This is a genomic window from Stenomitos frigidus ULC18 (assembly GCF_003003795.1).
Taxonomy (GTDB): Bacteria; Cyanobacteriota; Cyanobacteriia; order Leptolyngbyales; family Leptolyngbyaceae; genus Stenomitos; species Stenomitos frigidus_A.
The window spans coordinates 132,516-157,123 of sequence record NZ_PVWK01000031.1 but is presented as its reverse complement, the minus strand read 5'-3'; the positions used below and the strand labels follow the sequence as shown (position 1 = coordinate 157,123).

The window sequence follows — 24,608 nt, the reverse complement described above, 5'->3', positions numbered from 1 at the left end:
GGGGCGTCCTGGCATGACCCATGACCTCAAAGGGGACTCCTTTAGTTTGGCGCAACTTCATATTTAATTGGTATAAGAAGCCTGCTAGAGAGCAATCCTTCTCGGTTAGTCGATTAAGCAATTGCCTTCGCCCCCTTTTCTTGACGCTCGCCGGGCTTTAAGCCCCGAATCCTGGGAGACTTTAAGCAATCTAGCTCCTCCAGAATTGGGGCTTGGGGGCTTAACCGAGAGGTATTGTGCTAAAGAGCCTTTAACCCGCTTCAACGGCTTCAAACCATGAATCCGGCTTGCCAATCATGGGCGGCATGACGACATCGTGAGAAGGCTTTTGATATAGCTGTCGCCATAAAGATTAGGACATTGGGATTAAAAAGGGTGTGGGGGCGTTGCCCCCAGCCAGGGATTCTACCCCTGCACCCCGTCCTAACCTGCCTATAGCTATACTTTTCAACCATTCGCTTAGATCGCTGCTTGCTGTCGCTGGTAGAGAGACCAATACAAGCCCTTACTGCGCAGCAGTTCATCGTGAGTGCCCTTCTCGACCAGCACTCCTTTTTCTAACACCACAATCAAATCAGCTTTCTTTAAAGGTGCGAAGCGGTGAGCGATTAAGAAAACCGTGCGGTCTTGCGACACTTTTTGAATGTTCTGCAAAACCTGTTGCTCGGTTTCTGCATCAAGAGCGCTCGTTGCCTCATCCAGCACCAAAAGAGGCGCTTTGGAAAGAAACAACCGAGCCAGTGCAATGCGCTGGCGCTGTCCACCCGATAACGCTGTGCCACGCTCACCGACGCTGGTTTCGTAGCCGTGCTGCAAGTCACTAATAAAATCATGGGCTACTGCAAGTCTTGCGGCTTCTACTACCTGCTCGGCACTAATATCTGGATTGCCAAGACTGATGTTTTCTAAGACTGACCCATTGAAGAGAAAGTCTTCTTGCAAGACCACAGCCACCTGCTGGCGGAGCGATGCGAGGTCAGCGCTCTTAATATCAAACCCATCAATTAGAATGCGGCCTGACTCCACTGAATACAAGCGCTGAATCAGTTTGGAGAGCGTACTTTTCCCGGAACCGCTGCGTCCAACCACACCGACTAGCATCCCTGGTTGGACGCTGAAGGAAATACCCCGTAAGACAGGTTCTTGCGTTGGATAGTAGCGAAAAAACACTTGATCGAATGCGACCTGTCCCTGAAGGGGTGGTAGCACTAAGCCAGAACCCGACTCTGCTTCGGGAGCCGTATTTAAGATATCGCCAATGCGATCGACCGAAAGTAGCACCTGCTGTAGGTTCTGCCAAAGCTGCACTAAGCGCAGCAACGGTCCTGTCATTCTGCCGGAAAGCATTTGAAAGGCGACCAACTGACCGATCGTCAACTTCTGCTCAATGACCAGCTTGGCACCCACCCAAAGAATCAGCAGGTACGACAAGTTGGTCAGAAAGTCCGCAATATTGTTGCTGATATTAGAGGTGGTAGAGGCTTTAAAGCCCGTACGGATGAAGCGAGCAAACAGACCTTCCCAACGATCGCGGGCTACTCGCTCGGCTGTATGCGCTTTCACCGCCTGAATCCCAGTAATGGTCTCTACCAGGAACGATTGGCTGTCTGCACTGCGGTTGAAGGTTTCATTGAGCCACTTCCGTAAAACTGGGGTGACCGTCAACGTCAGCAGCGCAAAGAACGGCACCATACCAAGCGATACGAAGGTCAGCGGCACGCTGTAGGCAAACATGATCACCAAATACACCACCGCAAAAACGGCATCCAGAATGACGGTTAACGCCGTTCCGGTCAGAAATTGGCGAATATTTTCAAGTTCTTGCACACGAGCAACCGTGTCGCCCACACGACGCGCCTCGAAGTAAGACAGCGGTAGGCGCATCAGATGCCGGAAAAGCTGGGCAGAAAGGCTAAGATCCAATCGTCGCGCCGTATGCGTAAAAATGAACAGGCGTAAAATGCCCAGCCCAGCCTCAAAGAATGCCACACCAAAGAGGGCAAACGCCATGACATCCAGCGTGGAGAGGCTACCTTGAACCATCACGCGATCGATCACCACCTGAGTGATCACAGGCGTCGCCAGTCCCAAAATTTGTAGCGTAAAGGAGGCCAATAGCACCTCCCCCAATAACTTACGGTAGTTCCAAATTGCCGGTAAAAACCAGGCGAGGCTAAATGTTTCTTGCTTCTGGATCGGCTCAATTTGCCAAAGTTGCCCGTCCCAGACGCTCTCGACTAAAGCACGCGGCACACTTTCGCAGGTGCGACTGGGGTTGAGCGGATCGGCCACAATGAGACGATCGCCCTTGACGGCATAGGCGATCACCCAGTGTGTGGTTGAGGAGTCTGTTGAACGAGTCGATGGCAACACTAAACTCGAGGCGCTTGTAGTGCCATTGCTGTTATCATCCTGCCACTGCATGAGCGCTGGCAACCCAAGCTGCCGCAAATTATTCCAGGCAGTGTCAAGACGCCGTAGCTGTAGTCCTAATTTTTCAGCGGCTTCTACCACTTCAGCCGATCGCTGCCCTCGAAGCTGCCGCTGAACCCACTCCATCTGTGCGGGAATTTCCAGGTGGCTGGCGGCCATCGTTAAGCAGGCCGCTGCCGTGTTGACACCTGCAACAAAGGGGAAACCCGAGACTGGCTGAGGCGAATCTGCCGTTTTCGGTAAGCAGCGACTGCGTTGCAGTGCCCAGAACCGTTCCAATTCGGCTGAGAAAACCTGATCCCAAAGGTCAACGGCCCACTCTGCGATCACCACATCTTTGTCGGTGGCTCTCGCTTTCCAAAAACCGGGGAGATCCAGGCGATCGCCTAACCAATCGCCTGTTTTGAGCATGATTGATTGCCCCTCTTCAGGCACCAGGCGCACCTTGCCACTCACGACTAGAATTTGGCGACCGGGGTTATCCGTAGACCAGAGCATATCGCCCAGACTAAAGCGACGGATAGTGGCGGCTTGTTTAAACTGCACCTGCTGGTCAGCGTTAAGGAACGACAGAGGCGGTGCATCCCAGGGTAAATCGGTGGTTAGCTCATTAGCGATCATTCGTTCACCTGTAGCTTAACGGTCATGGTCTGAATTTTTTCTGACAGCCATTTCTCAAACAACTCATTCTGCATGGCCTGTTGCAACTGGTTATCTTCCAGTGTTGCGGGCAAAAATTGCTCGACGCGAAAAATTGCCCAAACGGTTTCAAGCGCGATCGGCCCCACCATTTCACCCGGACTTGCAGCATCGATCGCAGCTCTCAGCGCATCAGGCAGCGTTCCCCGACTGACCGGACCCATCATGCCATTGGCGATCCGTTCATCAGCCGTCGAATATTCTCGCGCCAACTGCTCAAAATTTGCCCCTTCACCAATCTGACTATGCAGTTCTTCTGCCAGTTCTTGGCTGGCAACCACAATGCGAGACAGCACGACGCGATCAAAAAAGACCTTGCGTTCAATGAAATGCTCTTGCAGGCGCTCTTGCGTTACCTGAGCTTTAAGCTTTTCAAGCTTAAAGCTGCCGACAATCTGATTATGAAACTGCTCATACGATAAGCCGTTACGGCTGAGCCACTCTTGAAAAACCTTGCTCTCTGTCAGTTGTTGCTGCAACCGAAAATCAATCACCGCTTGCTCAACGATCGCTGGGCCAATCTCGATATCTTGTCTGGTCTCCAGCGCTTGTTCCAGAACATACTGCCGCAGAATATCGCCAACAAAAGCTTGCAATTTACCCGCTGCTTGCAGATAACGCAGACATTGCCGCACAGAAAGGGGCTTTTCATCAACAACTAATAAGGCTTTTGCTTCCGCTGCTTTAGCTTCCATGAGTAACGAATGTCTGTAAGGTCTAGAGTCTGTTGTTATCTTGCCCGACTTTACAGTAGCAATACCGAAAATTCGAGCAAATTTTTACGGATATCCCGTAGAGCGATCGTCGTCGTATCCGTACATTTCTGGAACAACGAGTCATTTCACTTCAGAGTCACATTGCACACTCCACTGGCATCCATCCTCTAGAGGCCGCAGGCAAAACAACTGAGGGCTATTAAGAATCATAAAGCTACGACTGCTTGCGACGGTCCACCACAACACGGAAGCCCCAATCCTTGCAGCGTTTTCCAGTTGAGCGTCAACGTTTGAGCGCGATCAACGCTAACGGCCATTAACTTGATGGCGGATCGGTTCAATGGTAAGTATTGGATCATTCTCTAAGCAGTGATACAGCTCAGTCTCCCGAGCGGCTAACCGCTTGAGGCAATGGTTACAGTCACTGCTTAAACCCGCTCACACCTACCCTTACTCTGGCTATATTCTTACTTCGACCATAGTAATATTTAAATTTCGCTCTTTCCTTTACGCGACCTTTAAATATCTAAGCTAAGATTGTTAAATAGATCTAAACTCCGACCGGATAACCGGAGTTTCTATGGGATGATGGTAAACTGGCAAAATGTAGCTAATGTAACTTAAACAGGAAAGACGCTTATGACTCTTCAACTAGGCGATACAGCCCCCAACTTTACTCAAGAGTCCAGCGAGGGACCCATTGATTTTTATGCATGGGCAGGGGATAGCTGGGTTGTTCTCTTCTCTCATCCGGCTGACTATACGCCTGTTTGCACCACCGAATTGGGCGAAGTTGCAAAGCTCAAGCCTGAATTCGATAAGCGCAACGTTAAAGTTTTGGCGCTCAGTGTCGATCCTAATGATTCCCATGCGGGTTGGATTGCTGATATCAACGAAACGCAAAAAACGACCGTCAATTATCCCTTGCTGGCTGATGCCGATCGCAAAGTGTCTGACTTGTACGGCATGGTCCATCCCAACGCCAACGCCAAGGTGACCGTTCGCACCGTGTTTGTGATCGATCCTCAGAAGAAGCTGCGCCTCACCCTGACCTATCCCCCCAGTACCGGACGTAACTTTGATGAAATCTTGCGGGTGATTGACTCCTTGCAGTTAACCGATAACTACGGTGTGGCAACCCCTGTGAACTGGAAAGATGGCGATGATGTCGTCGTAGTGCCGTCGATTTCCACGGAAGAGGCAAAACAGAAGTTCTCGAAGGGGCTAACCGAGGTTAAGCCTTATCTACGGTTAACGCCTCAGCCGAACAAATAAGCAGACGTTCGTCTTGATTTTTGATTGAAAAGGTGGGCACTGCCCACCTTTTTTATTTGCCACTGTATCTTGTCCCAATTGAAATTGAAAGTACGGTACATCCTGTAGGGGCACGGTATTGCCGCGACTCTACCCAATCAGTGATCTGTCACGATCATGCTTGAGACGTGTATTACATCAATGATGATTGGGTCGCAAATTCCTAACCAGCGTGACCTTTGTTATCACGAATTACGCAAGATGAAACCGAGGATTGCTTTGTAACTCCCCGGACTCAAAGGTTTGTGTCCACTCAATAAAAGAGGCGTCAATGGCAGTTTGCGGCTGAATGAGCAACGCAACGTAGTGAGCTTTTTGCTTGATCACCACTGCGGAATAATTGGTGCCAAGAATGGTTGCATGATGAAAGCCTTCTAGTTGCAGGGAGGACATCAGCAGCGATCGCAGACCGAGTGCTTGAAAAATCGTCTGCACCCAACTCATATCGTCATCTTCAGGAGTCGTAAAGTACTCCTTGGGTAGACCATTCAGGTCAAAGATAGCGGCGCCCACGACGGCATTGGAATAGAGCATAGGTAACTTTCAACCAAAGAATACTGTAGTGTGGAGTAGCGAGGGGCTTGACAACGGCTATCTATTAAGAGTGATGCCATCGCTAATCAAGTTGTCGGCGATCACGATCGGACTCTTCTGTTTGAGGGTTGACGCATTGAAGCTGTAGACTCCAACGTTGTCGATAAGCGCAGTCTTGTGATCTCAAGTTTAAAGAACAGTGGCAACCAGCGCGACCGTAAAATCCTCATCTGCAGCCGTTGTCTGGATCGGGCATTGTTTGGATGCATGAGCAAGCAATAGCCTCTTCGGCGTCTGTGGAACTCCTGGACGCTCAGTGGGTCTATCACCTTGGTGATTTTGATTCAAGGTTTTGCCGATGCTTTCTACAATGTTCAAAATTAGTGCTGTTGGCGTAATGGCGATCGCTAGCAGTCTAGGGTGTGCTGTCGTAGCTCCAGGCAGTAGTTTGGCGGCAACGGTGCCAGCACCAACACTGCAAAAGAAACTGGCTCAAACGCCTGCATCCTTGCAAACGCTAGAGCAAACAGTTTTGACCCAAATCAACCAACATCGAGCCAGCCGTAAGCTGCCTCCCTTAACGCTAAATGAAACCATCAGCGAACAAGCAAGAAACCACAGTCAGGCGATGGCAAGCGGTAAGGTGCCGTTTAGCCATAATGGTTTTCAGCAGCGAGTCACCACGATCGGTCGGACGATTCCTTACAGTCGTGCCGCCGAAAACGTTGCCTACAATCAGGGGTATAGCGATCCGGTTAGTCAAGCAGTGCAGGGCTGGTTGCAGAGCACTGGTCATCGCCAAAACATTGAAGGCTCGTTTGACCTGACAGGCATCGGCGTTGCGCAAAATGCCAAGGGAGAGTATTACTTCACTCAAATTTTTATTCGCCGTCGTTAATCAGACGTCTTAAGCGACCCCAAGACATAACTTCCACATGTTCCGTAGGGGCTTACGCCCGTAAGCCCCTGCCAGCAGGCAATTTGTCGATTTTATTTCATCCACGATCCCCAGCATGTTCGGGTAAAGCGCTAATTTGCTCCTGAAATTGGAAAACTGCTCTTCCAACGCGAGTCAGCGGGTACAAGTACCTCTCGAATACCCTGTACTCTAGTGCTTGTACCTTACTCCCTGACTCACGATGGCATTGGTAGATTTCCAGATTTGTGATCGCGACCTGTCTGAAGCACAGCTTGCCGCCTATTTGCAAGCAGAGGCGATCGCGGTTGATACAGAGACGATGGGATTGCTGCCTCAACGCGATCGGCTTTGCTTGGTACAACTCTGCGACCCTCTTGATCATGTGGCTGTCGTGCAAATCGCGCGTGGGCAGACCGATGCGCCCAACCTCAAGCGGTTACTAGAAGCTGAAAATAGCGTTAAAGTCTTTCACTTTGCTCGCTTTGATGTGGCGACGCTGCACTATCATCTGGCAATCAACGTCAACCCGCTTTTTTGTACTAAAGTTGCCAGCAAACTTGCTCGCACTTACACACCCAAGCATGGACTGAAAGATCTAGTGCAGGAGCTTGAGCACGTTGAACTCGACAAAAGCGCTCAAAGCTCAGACTGGGGTAACGCAGCCAATTTGTCACCCGAACAACTCCGCTATGCCGCGAATGATGTCCGCTATTTACTGAGCGCTCGTCAAAAGTTGATCACCATGCTGCAGCGCGAAGAACGGTGGGAGTTAGCGCTGCAGTGCTTTCAGTGCATCCCCACGATCGCCCAACTCGATCTGCTGCAATATCAGGCTTTGTTCGAGCATTGATACAGATCAGCGAATGATCATGTGCATCGCGTTGTCTTCCAGTCAATATGCCATAACTGTTGGCCAAGGTCTTGCTGTCTTAAAACACCGCTATTCCGCTGTTAAAATAGCTCTATGAGCCAACAACGCATTGAACCCCAACCTGGACAGGAATCCGTCTGGGACTATCCGCGTCCACCGCGCTTGGAAGATACCAGCAAGCACATTCAGATCATCTTCAACGGTGTCACTATTGCTGATACGCAGCAGGCAAAGCGAGTACTGGAGACCAGTCATCCTCCGGTCTACTACATTCCACTTGAGGACATCAAGCAGGAATACCTGATTAAAAGCCCGCGATCGACCTACTGCGAGTGGAAAGGTCATGGTGCTTACTATCACCTTGTGGTAAACGACAAGCGCGTTGATGATGTTGCCTGGTACTATCCTGAACCAACGCCTGCTGTTGCCTCGATCGCACACTATGTAGCGTTCTATCCAGCACCAATGGATGTCTGTTATGTCGATGGCGAAAAAGTAGAGCCGCAACCTGGCAATTTCTACGGTGGTTGGATCACCAGTGACATTGTGGGTCCCTTCAAAGGCTCATTGGGAACGTGGGGATGGTGAAAAGATCGGTAGAAGTGCATGGCAGCGCTCCTTTCTCGCATGATCAACTCCCACCGATTCCCCATGAACCACAATTCTTCTCTAAAGCCGTTTTTCCAGGTACTGACCAATCATTTGCTGTTCTCCAGCCCGTGAAATAATCGTCTGGCGAGTACGGTACTGTTGACCGACTAGCTTCAACTCTTCCTCAAATACAGACCCTTTGTACTCCGTACGTAAGCATAGAGTGGTGGGGTTCGAAAAATAGAAGGCAGCTGAAACTGGCTTGGTTGTAGCAAATCCACGATCGCGATACAGCGTTGCACCGGAAGCACCGAATATCGTAGAGCCCTCTGATTGTGGCTTGCCTGTTGCCGAATCATGGCTGTCCCAAAGAACTTCAGCACCACAGCTCAGCAACGATCCGTCGATCCCATGTAACTCTGCTAAATGAGAGAGCTCAGCACTATTTTTCTCCAAAAAATGAATGCTAATGAAGCTAACGACTTCTTTCGTTTCCCCGTCTGGGAGAGTGTAATAGCGTCGCTCTGATTTCCAGCGTCCTTCTGATTGCTGAAAAAACTCAGCAATGAGAGATCCTTCAGCCGTAGGGGTTACATGCAATAAAGAAGTCACTTCGTTTAATCCTCACTCAAAGCATAAACAATGGTTGTGTCCGATCTCAAGCTGCTCAGTGCTCCTAACTTGTTAATTTTCTTAATATAACATTTGCGCCAGATGCAGCCGCATATGCAGTAGCCGCATCATCTTGTAGCTAGAAGGCGTAGTCTGTGGCTAAAGATACACTTGCTTTGGGCAGTACACGGAGTCGCTCTTTCATCCATACCAGTCTTGCTTGTGATCATTTCACCATCAGACTTCTTACTGTTCTAACAAGTTGCAATAAGGATGCACTACCCCCCAAAGGGTACTATTGAGCCAACGTCACCTGAGAAATTCTTAGAGTGACTACCTCTACAAGCTCACTCGGTAATTGCAGGTAGTGCCGCTCTAGATACCACAGCAGCGTGAGTAAGCTGTGGCATAGCGATCAGCGGAGCGTTTCAGGCAACAGTTGATGACGCTGACAGCAGCCAGCACCAACACAGCTCGAACCGCAGAGAATGCAATAGCAAGACAGGTCTGATTGGATGCTGAAGCAGCTGTGCTGACATTACTGATTGACTGCCTGACCTTCACGATCGCGATAACCATTGAGCTTGATCGGCTTCTGCGAATCGAGTGCTAGCGGCTCGTCCTCCAAACGGAATTTCAGATGGCTGCCTTCCACCACAATGTCACCCAAAGCGGTAGTGACGTACAATTTGCCCTGGCGAAATCGGAGCACTTGCTTTAGATCAGAACGAGCGCTACTGCCCAAAGCGTCTCGTTTGCTCAAAAAGTCTGGCGAAGTAGAGGCGGTCGGTCGCTCTTGGTGGGCAATGGTGGGTTGTGGCGATCGGCTTAACGGTTGCAGCGATCGGGCTGGCACTGGTGAAGCTAGGGGAGGGGGATCACCCGGTCGTGAAGCTGGTAACCGACGCAACCAGGTAAACTGCTCGTGGCTCTGAAACGACACTTCGCTCACAAGCGTCGTAATAAAAAGGACGCCTTGACTGCAGACAATATTGCGGATAGGGTACCAGGTGTCGCGGGCAAAAATGAGTATATCCATATGAATGCCATGCGCGCTTTGCTGGCGAGCCGTTCTCCACCACTCTTTCCACAGCGCTATAGCGCTGGTGTGGTTGGCTTCGTAGCCTGCCGGAATTTCATCGGCACAATACTGCTCAAAGCCCGGTTGGTCAACAGCTCCTGCTACTGGCACAAACTGACGGGCAATCAAGATTTGTCGCACGATGTTGCTGTAATCGGATGCTTGCCGCAGCAAGATGGTTTGACGACTGCCAACCTGCTTCATAGTGGCAATTAAACCTCCCCTGTTGGCTAACAATTGAACGCTGTTGAACGCAGGTTCAATTCTCAGCTTTTGGTTGGCCAACAGGGTCGCTTCGCCGCTGATAAATTGCTGAATTAAGGTAACGTCATCAAGTATATGCATGGCTCAAAAGAGGCTGTGAATAGTAGATGCATTACGGGTGGCTCTAGTGAACTGGTTCATTGCAGCAAACCGCTTTACAGAAGATAAATACTGAGTAAGACAATGTGTCATTGTGCAAAGGATGACACATTGCAATGGGGGCGCAGAGCAAGAACTAAATAGCGTAACTGAGCAATCTGGTACTCAGAATGACCATGTAATACTGCTGTTTAAGGCATGGCTGCAGAGGCTTAAGCATGCAGCTACATGACTGCATTGGTTTCTTCAGGTGCCTCACAGTCAAGAGGTCGCCAAAAGCAGTGTAGATAAAGCCAGTTCTTAACCGTTTTTGAGTTGGTTTGCTTGAGGCCGTATTGAGACAATGGTACGGCAACGCCATCGCTTGAAAACGACCTGAGTTTTACAAACTCGCCTGGTATAAAAACTGCTTTAAGGCAATCGTTTAATAAGTTTGCGATCGCCAGCATCACAACTTATAGAGCGTCTGAAAAAGACGTTTGAACGTTCTTGTAGCTTGCCTGGTGGGGGCACCATGCTTGCTGAGTTGCTACCGACTCGTTCTTTTGAGAAGCTTTCAATGCTAGTAGATGCAGCACTTAAGACCAACTTATTCCCTTATCTAAAATCATAGAGGTTCCTAGAATTGTCAGGAGCAGCTTTATCGAGTCTTTGAAGAAAACGATGGCTTTCTAAGCAAGGGATGAAGTTGGAGCTCACTGCTAACTCGGCGAAGCTGAGACTTGAGACATCAAGAAAGCTGTCATTTTAGCCTCCCAGCGTTTTAGCCTAGATAGGCTTTTCTGACCTGATCGTTGCTCAATAGTTGGCCAGCAGCGCCAGTAAGGGTGATACGTCCAGCTTCTAAAACGTACCCACGATCGGCATACTGCAAAGCAAGCGTAGCGTTTTGCTCTACCAATAGAATAGTAACGCCTGCATCATGGAGTTTCTGAATAATGGTAAAAATCTCGCGCACGATCGCGGGTGCGAGTCCTAAGCTGGGTTCATCCAGTAGCAATAGCTGGGGGCGACTCATGAGCGCACGGGCGATCGCCAACATTTGCTGTTCACCGCCGCTAAGAGTGCCTGCGAGTTGATCGCGACGTTCCGCTAAACGGGGAAAGGTAAGGAACTGCTGCTCGATATCCGCTTTGATGCCGAGGCGATCGGAGCGGGTATAAGCGCCTAACTGCAAGTTATCGAGTACAGTTTGGCGCGCCAAAATTCGTCGCCCTTCTGGGCTGTGAGCGATGCCTAGCCCAACAACTGCATGGGCAGGTTCACGGGTAATATTCCGCTCTTTGTAAATAATTAAGCCGTCACGAATGGTAAGGAGGCGGGAAATGGCTTTGAGTGTGGTGGTTTTGCCTGCGCCATTTGCGCCAATGAGCGTGACAATCTCTCCCGAGTTAATTTCTAGGTCGATCGCCTGTAACGCCTGGATGCCGCCATAATTTACGCTGAGCTTTTGGATTTCGAGCAAAGGGGAAGACATTGGAATGGGAGTAGAGAGTGGGAGTCGAAAAAAGGGGGTTACTCAGCTCCTAGATAGGCTTCGATCACAGCCGGATCGGTTTTGACTTGGGCTGGGTTGCCTAAGGCAATGAGCTGTCCGAAGTCTAGAACGGCGATGCGATCGCACAAGCCCATCACAAGCGGTACATGGTGTTCGATGAGCAGTACGGTCAGATCAAACTGGTCACGAATTTGTCGGATGAAGTCGCTGAGTTGATGCTTTTCGTTAGGGTTCATGCCAGCAGCAGGTTCGTCGAGTAGCAAAACCTGTGGTTGCAGTGCCAGGGCACGGGCGATTTCTAAACGACGTTGGTTGCCATATGCAAAGTTTTGGGCTTGCTCGTCGGCGCGATCGCTCAAGCCAACCAGTTCCAACAGTTCCATTGCCCTCTGGCGAATAGTCCGCTCCTCTTGAGGCGCAGGTGGTAACCCTAACACACCTAGAAAGACACCACTCCGGCCATGCACGTGCTGGGCAATCATCACATTCTCCAGCGCGGAAAGATTGCCAAATAGCCGAATATTCTGGAAGGTACGGGCAACGCCCTTTGTCGCGACCTGATGCGGACGCAGGCGAGAAAGATCTGCTCCTTCATAGAGCATTTGCCCGCTAGAAGGTGGAATCAAGCCTGTAATGAGGTTGAAGAGTGTGGTTTTGCCTGCTCCGTTGGGGCCAATCAGCCCAAAAATTTCGCCTCTTTTGACGGCAAAGGACACGTTATTGACTGCAGTAAGCCCACCAAAGCGGCGAGTGAGTCCTTTTGCCTCTAGCGTCGAGCCAGTATTAGATTCTGGGCTAGCATTGACAGGTTCCACTGGGGGCATGGAGTAAAGGGCAAAAAAGATGAATGGTTGATGCCTTCATTGTCTCCGATCGTGCCAAATTTTCGCTGTCTAATTTTTGATCCTGACCTGAAAATAGTTCACGACTCCTCGTTATGACACTTACCAGCATCTTCCCCGCGATCGGTCTTAGCATCTTGTTTTTTGGAGCTGCCAAATTAATCGTCAGTCGCTCAACCTTTTATCAAGCAGCGGTTCAAGCATCGAACAAAACACATTACAAAGCGTTAGATGGTTTAAGGGGGTTCTTAGCGCTGGGAGTGTTTTTTCATCATGCCGTTGTGAATTACCAGTATTTTCAGCTTGGCAGTTGGCAAACAGCACCGTCAAATGTCTATGCCTTTTTGGGACAGGGAGCGGTTGCCTTCTTTTTTATGATTACCGGCTTCTTGTTCTGGTCGAAGCTGATAGTTGAACCGAGATTTGACCTTAAGCGTTTTTATAGCAAACGGGCATTACGAGTGTTACCAGCTTATTGGGTTTCACTTGCCCTCATGATTCTCATTGTTCTGATCATGTCTAACTTCTCGTTAAAAGTGAGCCTGCCAAGATTTTTGATGCAGATTGGCAGTTGGATCGTCTGTGGTATTTACGGCATTTCTAACGTGGATAAGGAGCTCTTTCCTGATATCAATTATGGTTCCGTTGGCTTGATTAACGCCTCAGTGCAATGGACACTGACCTATGAGCTACAGTTCTATCTTTTGCTGCCACTGCTTGCCTGGTTTGTAAAGCCGTTGAGATTTATCGGGTTGTTTCTTACGTGGTTGACCTGCAGTCTACTAACACACTCTTTACTACTACTAACAGTAATGAACTTTCTGTTTGGTATGACAGCAGCTTATTTGGTGCAGCGATTTGAGTCCAAAAAGATCTTTTTAGATAAACGGGTTTCGCTAGGAATTATTTTTCTTTTGTTGGCAATCCCCCTTTTGCTATCGCCACCCTATATCGAAAATATGTGGGCGATCGCGCTTATTTTTTGTGCCTTTGTTTGCATTGCCAGCGGTAATGATCTGTTTGGTTTGCTGACTACATCAGCCTCTAAATACCTTGGCACCATTAGCTACAGCGTTTATTTGCTGCATGGCATTGTGCTTTTTTGCGTCTTACGTCTCGCCAATCTGGTATATCCCATTAAGGGCATGAACCCGCTCCATTTCTGGATGCTAATGGGCGTCTGTGGTCTACTTGTGATCGGCCTTTCGAGCCTGTCTTATCGCTTTATTGAGTACCCCTTTCTGCGCTTGAAGCCAGCATCCGGTGTGGTGGAAAGAGCAACCATTACGCAAGAAGATCGCTATCCAGTTGAAAAGTGATGCCAATTTAAACGGGCTTCAGGGCAATTAGCTGTCGTAGGGGCGTTTCGCGAAATGCTTCTACCAACGATCTGCCATGATCGCAATTTAATTGGGTGTGAGCCCCAGCGATCACTCGTTCAAGTTTAAGTGCAAAGTGGTGGCTGCTAATTTCCATACGTTATCGTCGGTAGAAGCGATGGGCGGCAAAGCAGCGATCGATGTCGGCATCTGATGCGGTCGTGGCAAGGGGATGCATCTAGGCTCTCTGCTGGTGCTTGCGTCGTTTAAACAGGCTGGGCGTGACAAGCCCCTGTGGAAAGAAGACGGAGCCAATGACAATCAGTAAACCAAACAAGATAAGGCGACCATCACGCAAGAATTGAGCCAACCAGAGGGGCAGGCCAGGGGTATCGGCAGCAGCACGCAGCACCTCTGGCAAGGCCGTAAAAATCATGCCGCCTAAAACGGGGCCTGCAACCGTTCTGGAGCCACCAATAAGCACGAAGGTGAGGTAGATAATGCTGGCATCAAAGGTACCCTGGCGAGCATTCCAGGTGTTGAGGAAGTGAGCGCTGATGGCACCGACTACACCTGCCAGCATGGCACCTAATGCAAAGGCCAAGACTTTGTAGTAAGTGGGATTGATACCCATTGCGTCGGCGGCTAGTTCATCTTCACGAATGGCAATGAGCGCGCGACCGACGCGGATACGTTCGAGCCGATAGACAAAGGCGATGCTGATTGCTAGGAGCGGGATGACGATCCACAAATACTCGATCGCAGTCTGAAACGGTTGCGGAATGCCAAAAATACCAACGGCACCGCCAGTAATCTCTAGATTCAGCGCCAGAATGCGGAGGATTTCGACAAAGGCAATGGTCGCGATCGCCAAATAAATGCCCCGTAACCGCAATGCTGGAATGCCCACAGCAATGCCCAGAAGTCCACAAAGCACTCCAGCGATCAGCATCTCCAACAGCAGCAAGGGCACGGGAAAATTCCCCTCCGCTTTAAAGACCTGCGTGGACAAAATCGCGGCAATGTAGCCGCCCAAGGCATAGAAGCCAGGGCTTGCTAATGATAGTTGCCCTGCCATCAAGGGCAGGTAGAGCGAAAGCCCTAGCATTGCTCCTAGCAGCATGGAGACAATGAGAAAGCCATAAGTAGAGAGGAAATCAGACATTTGAGTAGTGCGTGTTGCCAGTTTCTGTGGTTCGTTTGCCTGGGAACTAAAAACCAACTCGATTTTGAGTATCTTACACTGCTCGTTTTCTGCTCCAGACGTGATTTTTAAACATCATGTGCCGTGGGCGATCGCCCACGGCACAGAGTTTTGGTTGCTGTCTTCACGCTAAGTGGCTGCAAAGAAATAACGTCATGGTTTCAAGCTGTCAGCCGTCAGCTTTCAGCTTTCAGCTTTTCTCTAATTGCTGAACGCTGAACGCTGAACGCTGAACGCTGATAGCTCAGCCAAAATGTGCAGTTATTTTTTGACAAGTCCTAAGCACAAAATCGAAGGCGTTAAACTAGCGACACGCGATAGCTTAAGCCGCCCAATACGTCTTCTTGATCCAGTCCTGTAGGTCTGCCTCAGATTCTGTAACCAGTTGTTGCCCTGTTTTGGGGTAATAAGCGCTCCAGCTTTTTTGCCCTCTAGCATCGATCGTCTGCTTGATTTGCAGCTGATATAGGCCAGGTACCGTGTCCGCAAAATTGTTCCACAGGCGCTGGAACCAGACTCTAATAGGGTTAGACGAACCAAAGAGGACGGTTTTACGCTCGATCATCAGCTGCTCGTACTCTTGTTCTAACAGAGCAGTCAGTTGATCATTTTGGCAAGCTTTAGCAACCTCTAAGCGGTGCGATAAAGAGGTGACCATATTGGTCAGATGCTTCAGTTTCAGTTCAGGGTCGTTAACCAGCGTCGATGTAGTCATAGCGGCTTATTCATAAGTATCACCATTCATAAATCTAGCGCTCTACTGCAAATCTCTAGTGATTTCAGTACATTTTGATACAAAATGAAGTGTTTCCTGAGGTGGCGACTGTTTCGTTGCGCTTACGCATAGTGCCTAGATTCGCAGCGCCTAGATTGCCTGGATTAGATAAGGCGCGTCATGCAGTCAGCCGCTACAACCACTGTGAGGTATGCTGCAATGGATGGACAGCCGCGATCGCCAGTTTCTTTAGCGGCGGTGAGTGCCATCAACGCGACTGACCGCAAAAACAAGGTGGCTCAAGCGATGAAGCGGACAAATTTGTTTTTGCCCAGTTGCAGAACTTTGCCAATGAGAGATTCCGGGGTCTCAAAGGTGAGATCGACGTCATCGACCTTTTCACCATCAAGCTTCACGGCACCACCTTGAAGCTGCCGTCGTGCGTCGGAACTGCTTTTGCAGAGCCCGCTGGCGCTGACCAGAAAAAAGAGCTTGGCGGGAAACTGCACCGAGGCTAGGGAGAATTCGGGGACGGTATCCGCCTGAGTGGTGTTGCCCTGGACAAGGGCAATCGCGTCTTGTTGTGCGTGTTTTGCCGCTGCTTCACCACGATATTGGGTGACGATCGTCAGTGCCAGAAGCTTTTGAGCCTCACGAGGATTTTCGGGTAGCTGATCGAGCGGGACATCGGTCAGCAACTCAAAATACGACTTCAGTAGCGTATCAGGCGTTTTCTCCAGTTTGGAGTACATCGTCAGGGCATCTTCTGACAGTGCCACATAGTTGCCAAGGGATTTTGACATCTTTTGTACGCCATCGGTGCCGAGCAAGATTGGTACCAGTAGCCCAAATTGAGGACGCAAACTAAAGTGGCGCTGCAAATCTCGACCGATCGCGATGTTAAATTTCTGATCGGTGCCGCCTAGTTCGACATCGGCTTCCACGGCAACGGAGTCGTAGCCCTGCATGAGCGGGTACAGGAATTCATGTAAATAAATGGGGTCACCCTTGTCGTAGCGCTCCGAGAAGCCCTCTTTAGCCAACATTTGTCCAACAGTTGTGGTTGCCAGGAGCTGTAAAATCTTGCTGAGATCTAAGCTAGACAGCCACTCTGAGTTGTAACGGATTTCCAGGCGTCCCGGTGTATCGAAATCCAGAATCGGGCGCACTTGATTGAGATAGGTCTGAGCGTTGGCGCGAACCTCGTCTTCGGTCAACTGGCGACGGACTTCCGACTTTCCCGTAGGGTCGCCAATGCGAGCAGTGAAGTCGCCGATAATCAGGACAGCAGTGTGTCCAGCATCCTGGAACGATCGCAGCTTTCGCATCGGAATACTGTGCCCCAGATGGATATCGGCTCCTGTCGGGTCAATGCCCAGCTTGATGCGAAGGGGGCGATCGCTCTGAGCCAATCGCTGCACTAAGTTTTCGTCAGCGCTGCTGGAGTCTGGCTGATCGGGAAAAATTTCGCTGATGCCGCGCCGCAGCCAGGAAAGAGTAGACATCATGTTCAAGGGTTGACTGGAAATCACAAGGTACAAAGCAATGGGCGTTGGAGCGATACTGGTAGTTAGCTATCACCTATCAGCATGCAGCGCTGAATCCAGGGATGGCTACTGCTGACTGATGGCTGAGTGCTCTTTCCTAGCATGAGCTTATTTTCTTAACAAGCGCTAAGTTTCGTTGCTCAGAGCACAGACTACTATGAATGGCAGCCTTCCAACAGGGGGACTGGCGCGATCGTTGGTAGCACACGCCTGCCACTAATCTAACTTGGTTTGTCATTCAACCCGTAGTTATGATGTTAACCTTGCTGCTAAAGCCATGCTGATAGTCCCACTTGAGGGATGAATAGTATGATTGACTACCGAGCGATCGTTCTGAGCACCTGCCTTCGCTACTCTCTAGCTTGTTCAAACTTGAGCTTGTTCAACCTTTGTAAGGACTAAAGTCGTCGTGGCATCCAACACCCTTCACCAACGTAAGCAGCCTGGCGCACCCGATACCGTTTATCAGGTCATCAAAACCGTTGGCAAAGTAACAGGCGGCATGGTGCTTGGCATGACGATGCTGACGAGTTCTGTGGTTGCAGGTGGCCTGGTCGGTTTAGCCATTAGCTTTCGCAATTTGCCAGACGTTCGTATTCTTCGCAGCTATGTACCCAGCGAAACCACTCATATTTACGACGTTAAAGGTGCGCTGCTAACTAGCATTCATGGTGAAGCCAACCGGGAAGTCGTACCGTTAGATAAGATTTCTCCAGACTTGAAGCGGGCGGTACTAGCGATCGAAGATAGCTATTTTTACTCCCATCACGGCGTGAATCCAGGTGCTGTCCTGCGAGCGTTCTTAGCAAACTGGCATAAGGGCGAAACGGTAGAAGGCGGCTCTACCCTGACGATGCAGTTAGTCAAAAACCTGTTCCTCACCCCCAAACGCGCGTTCAGCCGCAAAGTCGCAGAATCGGTGCTGGCTTTACGGATCGAGCAGATTTTCTCGAAGAACCAGGTGTTTGAGATGTATATGAACCAGGTTTACTGGGGACATAACACCTATGGAGCTGAAACGGCTGCTGAGAGCTATTTTGGTAAGTCGTCCGCCGATTTGACGCTGGCGGAATCTGCCATGATGGCAGGGCTGATTCAGGCGCCTGAAAGCTTGAGTCCGTTTATTGACTATAAAGCTGCAAAGCGGCGGCAGGCAACCGTGCTCCGCCGTATGAGAGAGCTGAACTGGATTACGCCTCAGCAGGAAGCTGTTGCCCGCAAACAAACCATCAAATTAGGAAAAATCACGTCCTTTCAAGGTAGTACCATTCCCTACGTGACTGAAGCCGCAGTACAGGAGCTAACGAAGCGGTTTGGCAAGGATGCGGTACTCAAAGGCGGTATGCGGGTGCAGACAACAGTGGACACCAAGCTACAGCGTCTTGCCGAAGATGTGGTCAAACGGGGGCACGAAAGCCTTTTGAATCAGGGCATCTATGCCGACCAAATGGCGCTGGTTGCGGTTGATCCGCGCACTCATTTTGTGAAGGCAATGGTGGGTGGGGTTGATTACCGCAAGAGCCAGTATAACCGGGCAATGCAGTCGCTGCGGCAGCCGGGATCTGCGTTTAAACCGTTTGTCTACTACACGGCGTTTGCGTCTGGTCGTTACACGCCTGACTCTACGGTTTCTGATAGCCCTGTGAGCTATCCAGATGGCTATGAATATTACACGCCCCAAAACTACGATGGTTCGTTTCATGGTGCCATGACCATTCGCACTGCGTTAGCGCAATCACGCAACGTTCCAGCTGTACGACTGGGGCAAGACGTTGGGTTGAATAAGGTGATTGACGTAGTGCGTACGATCGGCATCCGTAGCCCGATCGAACCGGTTGTCTCATTGCCTCTAGGCTCGGTTGATCTCACACCACTGGAAATGGCGGGAGCTTTTGCTACTTTTGCCAGTAACGGTTGGTATTCCGAAACGACGCTGATTGTGCAGGTGACTGACAGCGCCGGTAATGTCTTGCTCGACAATACGCCTAAGCCTCAGCTGGTGCTCGATCCGTGGGCAACTGCAGCTCTTAACGATGCGCTGCAAGGCGTCATCAACGGTGGGACAGGTGTAGCGGCAAGGCTCGATCGTCCCGCAGCGGGCAAAACAGGCACGACCTCCTCTGAGCGGGATATCTGGTTTGTGGGCTATGTGCCGCAGCTAGCGACAGCTGTGTGGGTTGGCAATGATGATTATCGCCCGATCGGTAAAGGTGCGACTGGAGGAGGCTACGTTGCTCCAGTGTGGCGCGATTTTATGCAGCAGGCATTACAGGGTGTTCCGATCGAGAGGTTCCGCCCGCCCTCCGAGTTTAACCGCCCGTAAAGCCAGCGGTCAGTTTTTAGTGGCTGGTGGTTAGAAACACTCTCTGAAAACGAGACACTAGAAACGTTAGAGCGTTCTTTCAACGTCAGCTTTCATCCGCTCCAGGGTCTTATTCATCTGCTCGAACATTTGCTGGGGCGTCATGCCAAACTGACCTAGCTGCGTGCGGAGCTGTTCTACCGTCATTTGAGCCATAAAGTCTTCAGACAGCTCAAAGCGCTTCATAAAGACGCGGTAGCGATCCATGATTGCTTCCATCTGCTCAATGAAGAGCTTTTTACCCTCACGGTCAAACTTGCCATAGTCAGATCCAAGCCCCATCAGCGATTGATAGTCTTCAAAGAGCTGTTTCGCTTCTTGCTGTACGATTTCAGAATCAAAAAATCCCATCGCTTTAAATCTTCGCTAATGACTGTTAGTAGAGCAAGCACTGCTAGTAGTAGAGCGAGTACTGCTTGCAGGTCTTCTAAACACAAGGTTTGCTAAACACTACCATTCTAATTCAATGACCTGGTGCATTTAAATCGTCAGTAAGTAGGGGTTCCACTACCTGAAGACTGACGCGTAATCTATCAAACGGCCAGACTCTCGTGTTAGGAGTGGGAAGCGATCGTAGCGGGGCTAGAAAAGGCTGAGGGATCTGCGGACACTGTTTCTTTAGCGACAAAGTTCACAGAGCTCAATGATCTTCGTCTGTAGTGTGAGTAGCTCATCGGCTCCCCGTTTGAGGCTGGCTTCGAGGTCTAACAGTAAGGGTAATGTTTGCAAAAGCGTCTGGGATGACAGTGACTCAACCTCTTTTTGCAAGAAGTAGAGGCGCTTCGGATTTCTCAACTCTGCGGCTTTCGCAATTTCTTGTTCACTCCGTTCGCCTGCTTCCCGCAGCACTTTAATCCAGACCCAGGTGCGAAACTGCGTGACGAGGCTACTAACGATGCGCAGCGCGGGTTCGTTCTGACGTAGCAAATCGGCGACCAGGTCAAGCGCTTGAGCCGTTTGCCCCTGACGAATGGCAGCGGCTAGTTGGATGGTGCTTTGGCTGCTAGCGGTTACCAGCGCGGCGATCGCAGCCTCATCAAGGGGTTGCCTGGCCTCGCCGACATAAAGCCGCAGTTTTTCTAACTCGCTGTACAAGCGGCGAGTATCGTTACCCACCAGATCGGCAAGTAGTTCTGCTCCATGCGCTGTAAGCTTCACCCCACCATCTTGAGCGGCTTGCTTCACCTGCTTGACTAGAAGATCGGCTTTCCAGGTTGGAATGAGCGCAAACTCCTGAATGGTGGCATGCTTTTGCAGCAGCTTCGTAGCTTTCAAGCGACTGTCGGGTTTACTGGTCGCTGTCAACAGCAGCGTTGTTGATTCCGGTAGCTCCGGCAAGGTTCGCTCCAGTTCGGTCAAGAGTGCTTCAGGGCAACGCTGACAAAGGGACGTGTCTGCGAGCCAGACGAGACGGTTCGCAGCACCAAAGGGAGGGGTCATGGCCTGATTTAAGCCTTGCCTGATGCCATCGGGTTGGTCGGCAGTAATTTTGTCATAATTGAAACTACTCCAAACGGGATCGAGCAACCGTTGATGCAGTGCTGTTGCTGCCTGGGCGATCGCAAAATCATTCTCGCCCCAGTAAAGGTAAATTGGCATGTAGAATACCTCCTGCTACCGCCCGTAATTGTATTGTCCTAGCAATCCTGTCAGACTGAATTTAGATTATGGTGGGGATCAGGTGATCCTGAAGGTCAGGTATCATCAGCAAACTCTCCCGCGATCGACCGTGATTCAGTCAGATCAAGCAGGGGGGTCTGACGCAGCCAGTCGTAGATATGATTAAGTAACCTTGCGAGGCGATCGACATTGGACGAGAACTACCAGACTTACCTGAATCGAGCCGTACGTTTGACGTTACCGGAAACGTATCGCTCCCAGGTGCAGCATATTCAGGAATCCCCCAAATTTCAGCTAGAGGCGGCAAACAAACGACAGCCTGCCCCGTTTCCGGGCTATACGATTGTGACACCACCAGGCAGCGAAGATGCGAAAAACGCTACGCTGCACGAGGCCCTGACGCAGTATCAGCAGCAACTTTTGCAGACACTTGGTGCGTCACTGTTGGTACCAGTGCCACCCGAAAGCTTGCATCTGACGCTAGCAGACTTAATCTGGGACAACGCCTATCGTGATGCAAGTCAAGAAAATCCTGAGTTTGAGGTGCAGCTTCAAGACCAGATTGCAACGATCTTTCGCCAATCCCAGGCGATGGCTGAAGGTAGACCACTGCAGTTTCAGGCGTTAGGGCTCATGATCATGCCGAGGGCGATCGCTGTCTGTTTAGCGCCGACAGACGAACAATCGTACGATCGTGTACTGAAGCTCCGTCGCGCTGTTTTCCAAAATTCTGACCTCATTGGCTTAGGCATTGAGCAACAGTATTACTTTACGCCTCACATCACTCTGGGTTACTTCGGTACTATTCCAGCGCCCGAAGTCTTGGTTGAACTAGGCGATAGTTTTATGCAATTAAACCAGCAGTGGCTGGATTTGGAGGCGAAAGAATTTTGGGTCAATCGTGCTGAGCTACGCAAATTTGACGACATGACGCATTATTACCGCAAGCCGGATTGGGCAACGTTCGAGTTTTGATTCCTTTCAGCTGAGGGGCGATCGTTCCTCAGCTGCAGTACAAGGAAGACTGGTTTCGTTTTTGGGGCACACCTCAGCTTTATTTCCGTCACTACAATTAAAAATCCCATACTGCATCAATGCAGCCTCATGGCTCATTCGGTATCAATATGGGTGCAAGTGCTTGCTACTCAGAACAAATGCCTGATCTGAATCAGAGGCTAGACGTCGTCTATAAGCAGATCTTGTCTCTGTTATGGCCTCAAATCTGACTGGAGCTTAGGCTGGCTTGTGTCAACGGCACAGAATAGCAAACTGATGAGGAGAGGAGTTGCCTCTCTTAAGGGCGTTCTCAAACGCGGCGAACTGAGAGACGGCTAGAAGCTTGCTGGCACTTTACACCACAGTGCAGTGCAAAACTACAGTGCGGTGTAAAATCTTTTGCTTCTTCACCTTAACCCGCTAATTTTTTAAATCCTTTCTCGTTACTGGAACTTATCGCGCCTAAAATAATTCAAAGCTTATTGAAACCTTTCGTGTGCTAGTTTTTGCAGTGTCACACACAACCATGATGCAATTTTCTATCAGCCTTCTGCGACCCTCTCTCAATACCGTTACGCGACTTTTTCTGGTGAGCGCGCTCTCTACAGTGGGCTTAGTTGTTAGCTATGCTCCACAGTCGATGCTGCGATCGACAACTTGGAGTTTAGGCGATGCTGCTTACGCCCAAGCTAATCCGCCGCAGGTAAGCCAGTATGCTCGTGCTGCATTTTACATTGAGCAGCAGCGCCAGCAAGACTACGCCGAAGCCAAGAAACTCATGAGCGGCAATGTTCCTGAGGATGTCTGTCGGCAGCAAAACATTCCTTCGGCTGTGCATGATATTTGTGGTCGCTTCCTTAAACGCTCTGCCGAGATTATCAAAGAAAACGGCTTGACTATCTCCCAATTCAACGACATCACACGTCGTAAAGAAGGCGATCCCAGCCTCCAGCAGCAAATTCAGAGCGAGTTGCTCAAGCTACAAAAGACAACGCCGTAAGAGACAACACTCTAGAGTAGACAGGCTGTATTGATGTAAATTGGCACCCAAAGTCATAAAAAGTGATGCCTGATACTCACTGAGTGCCCAGGATTCTGTAAACCCTTATTGGGAGCACAGCAGTTGGTGAGGCGTTTGACTAAAGACTTTGGACGTTGGTTGGTATGGTTTGAGCCTGCGATCGCGTCTGCCTCCAGTATCTAAGGTTGAAAGCCCAGCGTGCTTGGATGTGTTCTGGCAACAACGCAATCAGTAGGAGGTTTGCATGAGTGGACTCGGCGGTTTAAATAAGTCACCGGATGGCGTCGTCCTCGGCTTGGTGCAATTGCAACTGCCCACCGTCGTCACTCCTGATGACCTGTCAGCGCAAACGCAGCGGTTGGTGGACATGGTTGCCAAAGCACGGCGCAATATGTCCACGATGGATCTGGTTATTTTCCCAGAATATGCCCTGCACGGTCTCTCAATGGACACCAATCCAGAGATTATGTGCCGCTTAGATGGGCCAGAGGTGCAGGCCTTTAGCACGGCTTGTCGAGAGCACAAAATTTGGGGCTGTTTTTCTATCATGGAGTACAACCCCCACGGTAATCCCTATAACAGTGGCATTATTCTGGATGACAAGGGCGAACTGAAGCTCTACTATCGCAAACTTCACCCCTGGGTGCCTGTAGAACCTTGGGAACCCGGTAACTTGGGTATCCCTGTTTGCGAAGGGCCCAACGGCAGCACGTTGGCGCTCATTATCTGCCACGACGGCATGTTTCCAGAGATGGCGCGTGAATGTACTTACAAAGGGGCTGACATTATGCTGCGCACCGCTGGCTACACGGCACCCATTCGCCACTCCTGGCAAATCACTAATCAGGCAAATGCCTTCTGCAACTTGATCTATACAGCATCAGTTTGTATGTGTGGTTCGGACGGCTCCTTCGACTCGATGGGCGAAGGGATGATCGTCAACTATGATGGTGTGCCTTTGGTCACTGGGACTGGTCGCCCGAATGAAATCATCACCGGAGAGGTGCGCCCGAAACTACTTCAGGAAGCCCGCCGCCATTGGTCGGTCGAAAACAACATCTACCAGTTTGGGCATCGAGGCTATGTTGCCGTTAAAGGGGGCGCACAAGATTGCCCCTACACGTATATGCAGGATTTGGTTAACAACGCTTATCGCTTGCCCTGGGAGGATGACGTTGTACATACAGACGGGACATCTTGCGGTTTCCCTGCCCCTACCCGATCGTATGAGGGAATACCACTGAAGGATTCTGTGGTGAAATAAGCGTCCGCCTTTGATGGCGTCATTCGTTCGACTCCCGCTGATCCATCAGTAGTGAAAGGCAGCCAGCCATCTCGAAAGGCGATCGAC

At 50.3% G+C, this 24,608-nt stretch carries 22 protein-coding genes; 9 read left to right on the top strand and 13 right to left on the bottom strand.

All coding sequences use genetic code 11. The annotated features are described in order from the left end of the window. Positions 1 to 459 precede the first annotated feature (459 nt). Both C7B82_RS06975 and C7B82_RS06970 read right to left on the bottom strand, forming a co-directional pair. The gene (locus tag C7B82_RS06975; protein ID WP_106255578.1) at positions 460 to 3,054 is read right to left on the bottom strand and encodes a type I secretion system permease/ATPase; all 2,595 of its coding nucleotides are present in this window, start codon (positions 3,052 to 3,054) and stop codon (positions 460 to 462) included. After that, positions 3,051 to 3,827, bottom strand: coding sequence for a peptidylprolyl isomerase (locus C7B82_RS06970; protein ID WP_106255577.1), 777 nt, complete (start codon positions 3,825 to 3,827; stop codon positions 3,051 to 3,053). The genes C7B82_RS06975 and C7B82_RS06970 overlap by 4 nt, the downstream gene beginning before the upstream one ends. A gap of 660 nt (positions 3,828 to 4,487) precedes the next feature. Here C7B82_RS06970 and C7B82_RS06965 point away from each other — a divergent pair. Beyond that, complete coding sequence (locus C7B82_RS06965; protein WP_106255576.1) at positions 4,488 to 5,123, top strand: peroxiredoxin; 636 nt, start codon at positions 4,488 to 4,490, stop codon at positions 5,121 to 5,123. 231 nt (positions 5,124 to 5,354) lie between these two features. Here the strand turns inward: C7B82_RS06965 and C7B82_RS06960 are convergent, their stop codons facing one another. Continuing rightward, positions 5,355 to 5,696: a hypothetical protein gene (locus C7B82_RS06960; protein ID WP_106255575.1), complete on the bottom strand. Its 342-nt coding sequence runs from the start codon at positions 5,694 to 5,696 to the stop codon at positions 5,355 to 5,357. Between the two features lie 358 nt (positions 5,697 to 6,054). Between C7B82_RS06960 and C7B82_RS06955 the strand changes: the two genes are divergently transcribed. The 3 genes from C7B82_RS06955 to C7B82_RS06945 all read left to right on the top strand — a co-directional run bounded on the left by C7B82_RS06955 (position 6,055) and on the right by C7B82_RS06945 (position 8,074). Further along, positions 6,055 to 6,594 (top strand): CAP domain-containing protein, encoded by a 540-nt coding sequence (locus tag C7B82_RS06955; protein ID WP_245939770.1) that lies wholly within the window; start codon positions 6,055 to 6,057, stop codon positions 6,592 to 6,594. A gap of 241 nt (positions 6,595 to 6,835) precedes the next feature. Next, complete coding sequence (locus tag C7B82_RS06950) at positions 6,836 to 7,465, top strand: ribonuclease H-like domain-containing protein (RefSeq protein ID WP_106255573.1); 630 nt, start codon at positions 6,836 to 6,838, stop codon at positions 7,463 to 7,465. Positions 7,466 to 7,579: 114 nt separating this feature from the next. Further along, positions 7,580 to 8,074 carry a DUF427 domain-containing protein gene (locus C7B82_RS06945; RefSeq protein ID WP_106255572.1) on the top strand — a complete coding sequence of 165 codons (495 nt, stop codon included), beginning with the start codon at positions 7,580 to 7,582 and terminating at the stop codon, positions 8,072 to 8,074. Between the two features lie 81 nt (positions 8,075 to 8,155). Here C7B82_RS06945 and C7B82_RS06940 read toward each other — a convergent pair whose 3' ends face one another. The 4 genes from C7B82_RS06940 to C7B82_RS06920 all read right to left on the bottom strand — a co-directional run bounded on the left by C7B82_RS06940 (position 8,156) and on the right by C7B82_RS06920 (position 12,455). Continuing rightward, the gene (locus tag C7B82_RS06940) at positions 8,156 to 8,689 is read right to left on the bottom strand and encodes a phycobiliprotein lyase (protein ID WP_106255571.1); all 534 of its coding nucleotides are present in this window, start codon (positions 8,687 to 8,689) and stop codon (positions 8,156 to 8,158) included. Between the two features lie 538 nt (positions 8,690 to 9,227). Beyond that, complete coding sequence (locus C7B82_RS06935; protein ID WP_106255570.1) at positions 9,228 to 10,115, bottom strand: hypothetical protein; 888 nt, start codon at positions 10,113 to 10,115, stop codon at positions 9,228 to 9,230. A 781-nt stretch (positions 10,116 to 10,896) separates the two neighbouring features. Next, a complete protein-coding gene (locus C7B82_RS06925) occupies positions 10,897 to 11,610 on the bottom strand; it encodes an ABC transporter ATP-binding protein (RefSeq protein WP_219904092.1) in 714 nt (237 codons plus the stop codon). A 38-nt stretch (positions 11,611 to 11,648) separates the two neighbouring features. Further along, positions 11,649 to 12,455 (bottom strand): ABC transporter ATP-binding protein, encoded by an 807-nt coding sequence (locus tag C7B82_RS06920; RefSeq protein WP_106255567.1) that lies wholly within the window; start codon positions 12,453 to 12,455, stop codon positions 11,649 to 11,651. 113 nt (positions 12,456 to 12,568) lie between these two features. Between C7B82_RS06920 and C7B82_RS06915 the strand changes: the two genes are divergently transcribed. Next, positions 12,569 to 13,792: an acyltransferase family protein gene (locus C7B82_RS06915; RefSeq protein ID WP_106255566.1), complete on the top strand. Its 1,224-nt coding sequence runs from the start codon at positions 12,569 to 12,571 to the stop codon at positions 13,790 to 13,792. A 238-nt stretch (positions 13,793 to 14,030) separates the two neighbouring features. On the opposite strand, the gene C7B82_RS06910 is transcribed toward C7B82_RS06915, so the two are convergent. From C7B82_RS06910 to tyrS, 4 genes are all read right to left on the bottom strand, one after another. After that, positions 14,031 to 14,957: a branched-chain amino acid ABC transporter permease gene (locus C7B82_RS06910; RefSeq protein WP_106255565.1), complete on the bottom strand. Its 927-nt coding sequence runs from the start codon at positions 14,955 to 14,957 to the stop codon at positions 14,031 to 14,033. A gap of 361 nt (positions 14,958 to 15,318) precedes the next feature. Next, complete coding sequence (locus tag C7B82_RS06905; RefSeq protein ID WP_106255564.1) at positions 15,319 to 15,711, bottom strand: hypothetical protein; 393 nt, start codon at positions 15,709 to 15,711, stop codon at positions 15,319 to 15,321. Positions 15,712 to 15,875: 164 nt separating this feature from the next. Beyond that, positions 15,876 to 16,004 carry a hypothetical protein gene (locus tag C7B82_RS34180; RefSeq protein WP_281258935.1) on the bottom strand — a complete coding sequence of 43 codons (129 nt, stop codon included), beginning with the start codon at positions 16,002 to 16,004 and terminating at the stop codon, positions 15,876 to 15,878. A gap of 6 nt (positions 16,005 to 16,010) precedes the next feature. Continuing rightward, the gene (gene tyrS, locus C7B82_RS06900; protein WP_339375231.1) at positions 16,011 to 17,216 is read right to left on the bottom strand and encodes a tyrosine--tRNA ligase; all 1,206 of its coding nucleotides are present in this window, start codon (positions 17,214 to 17,216) and stop codon (positions 16,011 to 16,013) included. A 451-nt stretch (positions 17,217 to 17,667) separates the two neighbouring features. Here tyrS and C7B82_RS06895 point away from each other — a divergent pair, with 451 nt between their 5' ends. Next, a complete protein-coding gene (locus C7B82_RS06895; RefSeq protein WP_106255562.1) occupies positions 17,668 to 19,581 on the top strand; it encodes a transglycosylase domain-containing protein in 1,914 nt (637 codons plus the stop codon). Positions 19,582 to 19,647: 66 nt separating this feature from the next. Here C7B82_RS06895 and C7B82_RS06890 read toward each other — a convergent pair whose 3' ends face one another. Together C7B82_RS06890 and holA are read right to left on the bottom strand one after the other, a co-directional pair. Beyond that, the gene (locus tag C7B82_RS06890; protein ID WP_106255561.1) at positions 19,648 to 19,971 is read right to left on the bottom strand and encodes a DUF1825 family protein; all 324 of its coding nucleotides are present in this window, start codon (positions 19,969 to 19,971) and stop codon (positions 19,648 to 19,650) included. A gap of 267 nt (positions 19,972 to 20,238) precedes the next feature. Next, positions 20,239 to 21,219 (bottom strand): DNA polymerase III subunit delta, encoded by a 981-nt coding sequence (gene holA, locus C7B82_RS06885; protein WP_106255560.1) that lies wholly within the window; start codon positions 21,217 to 21,219, stop codon positions 20,239 to 20,241. Between the two features lie 210 nt (positions 21,220 to 21,429). Between holA and C7B82_RS06880 the strand changes: the two genes are divergently transcribed. The 3 genes from C7B82_RS06880 (at position 21,430) to C7B82_RS06870 (ending at position 24,521) form a co-directional block, all read left to right on the top strand. Next, a complete protein-coding gene (locus C7B82_RS06880) occupies positions 21,430 to 22,215 on the top strand; it encodes a DUF1868 domain-containing protein (RefSeq protein ID WP_106255559.1) in 786 nt (261 codons plus the stop codon). A 547-nt stretch (positions 22,216 to 22,762) separates the two neighbouring features. Then, entirely contained in the window at positions 22,763 to 23,236 is a 474-nt protein-coding gene (locus tag C7B82_RS06875) for a DUF4168 domain-containing protein (protein WP_146141073.1), read from the top strand. Between the two features lie 265 nt (positions 23,237 to 23,501). Then, a complete protein-coding gene (locus C7B82_RS06870; RefSeq protein WP_106255557.1) occupies positions 23,502 to 24,521 on the top strand; it encodes a formamidase in 1,020 nt (339 codons plus the stop codon). Positions 24,522 to 24,608 lie beyond the last annotated feature (87 nt).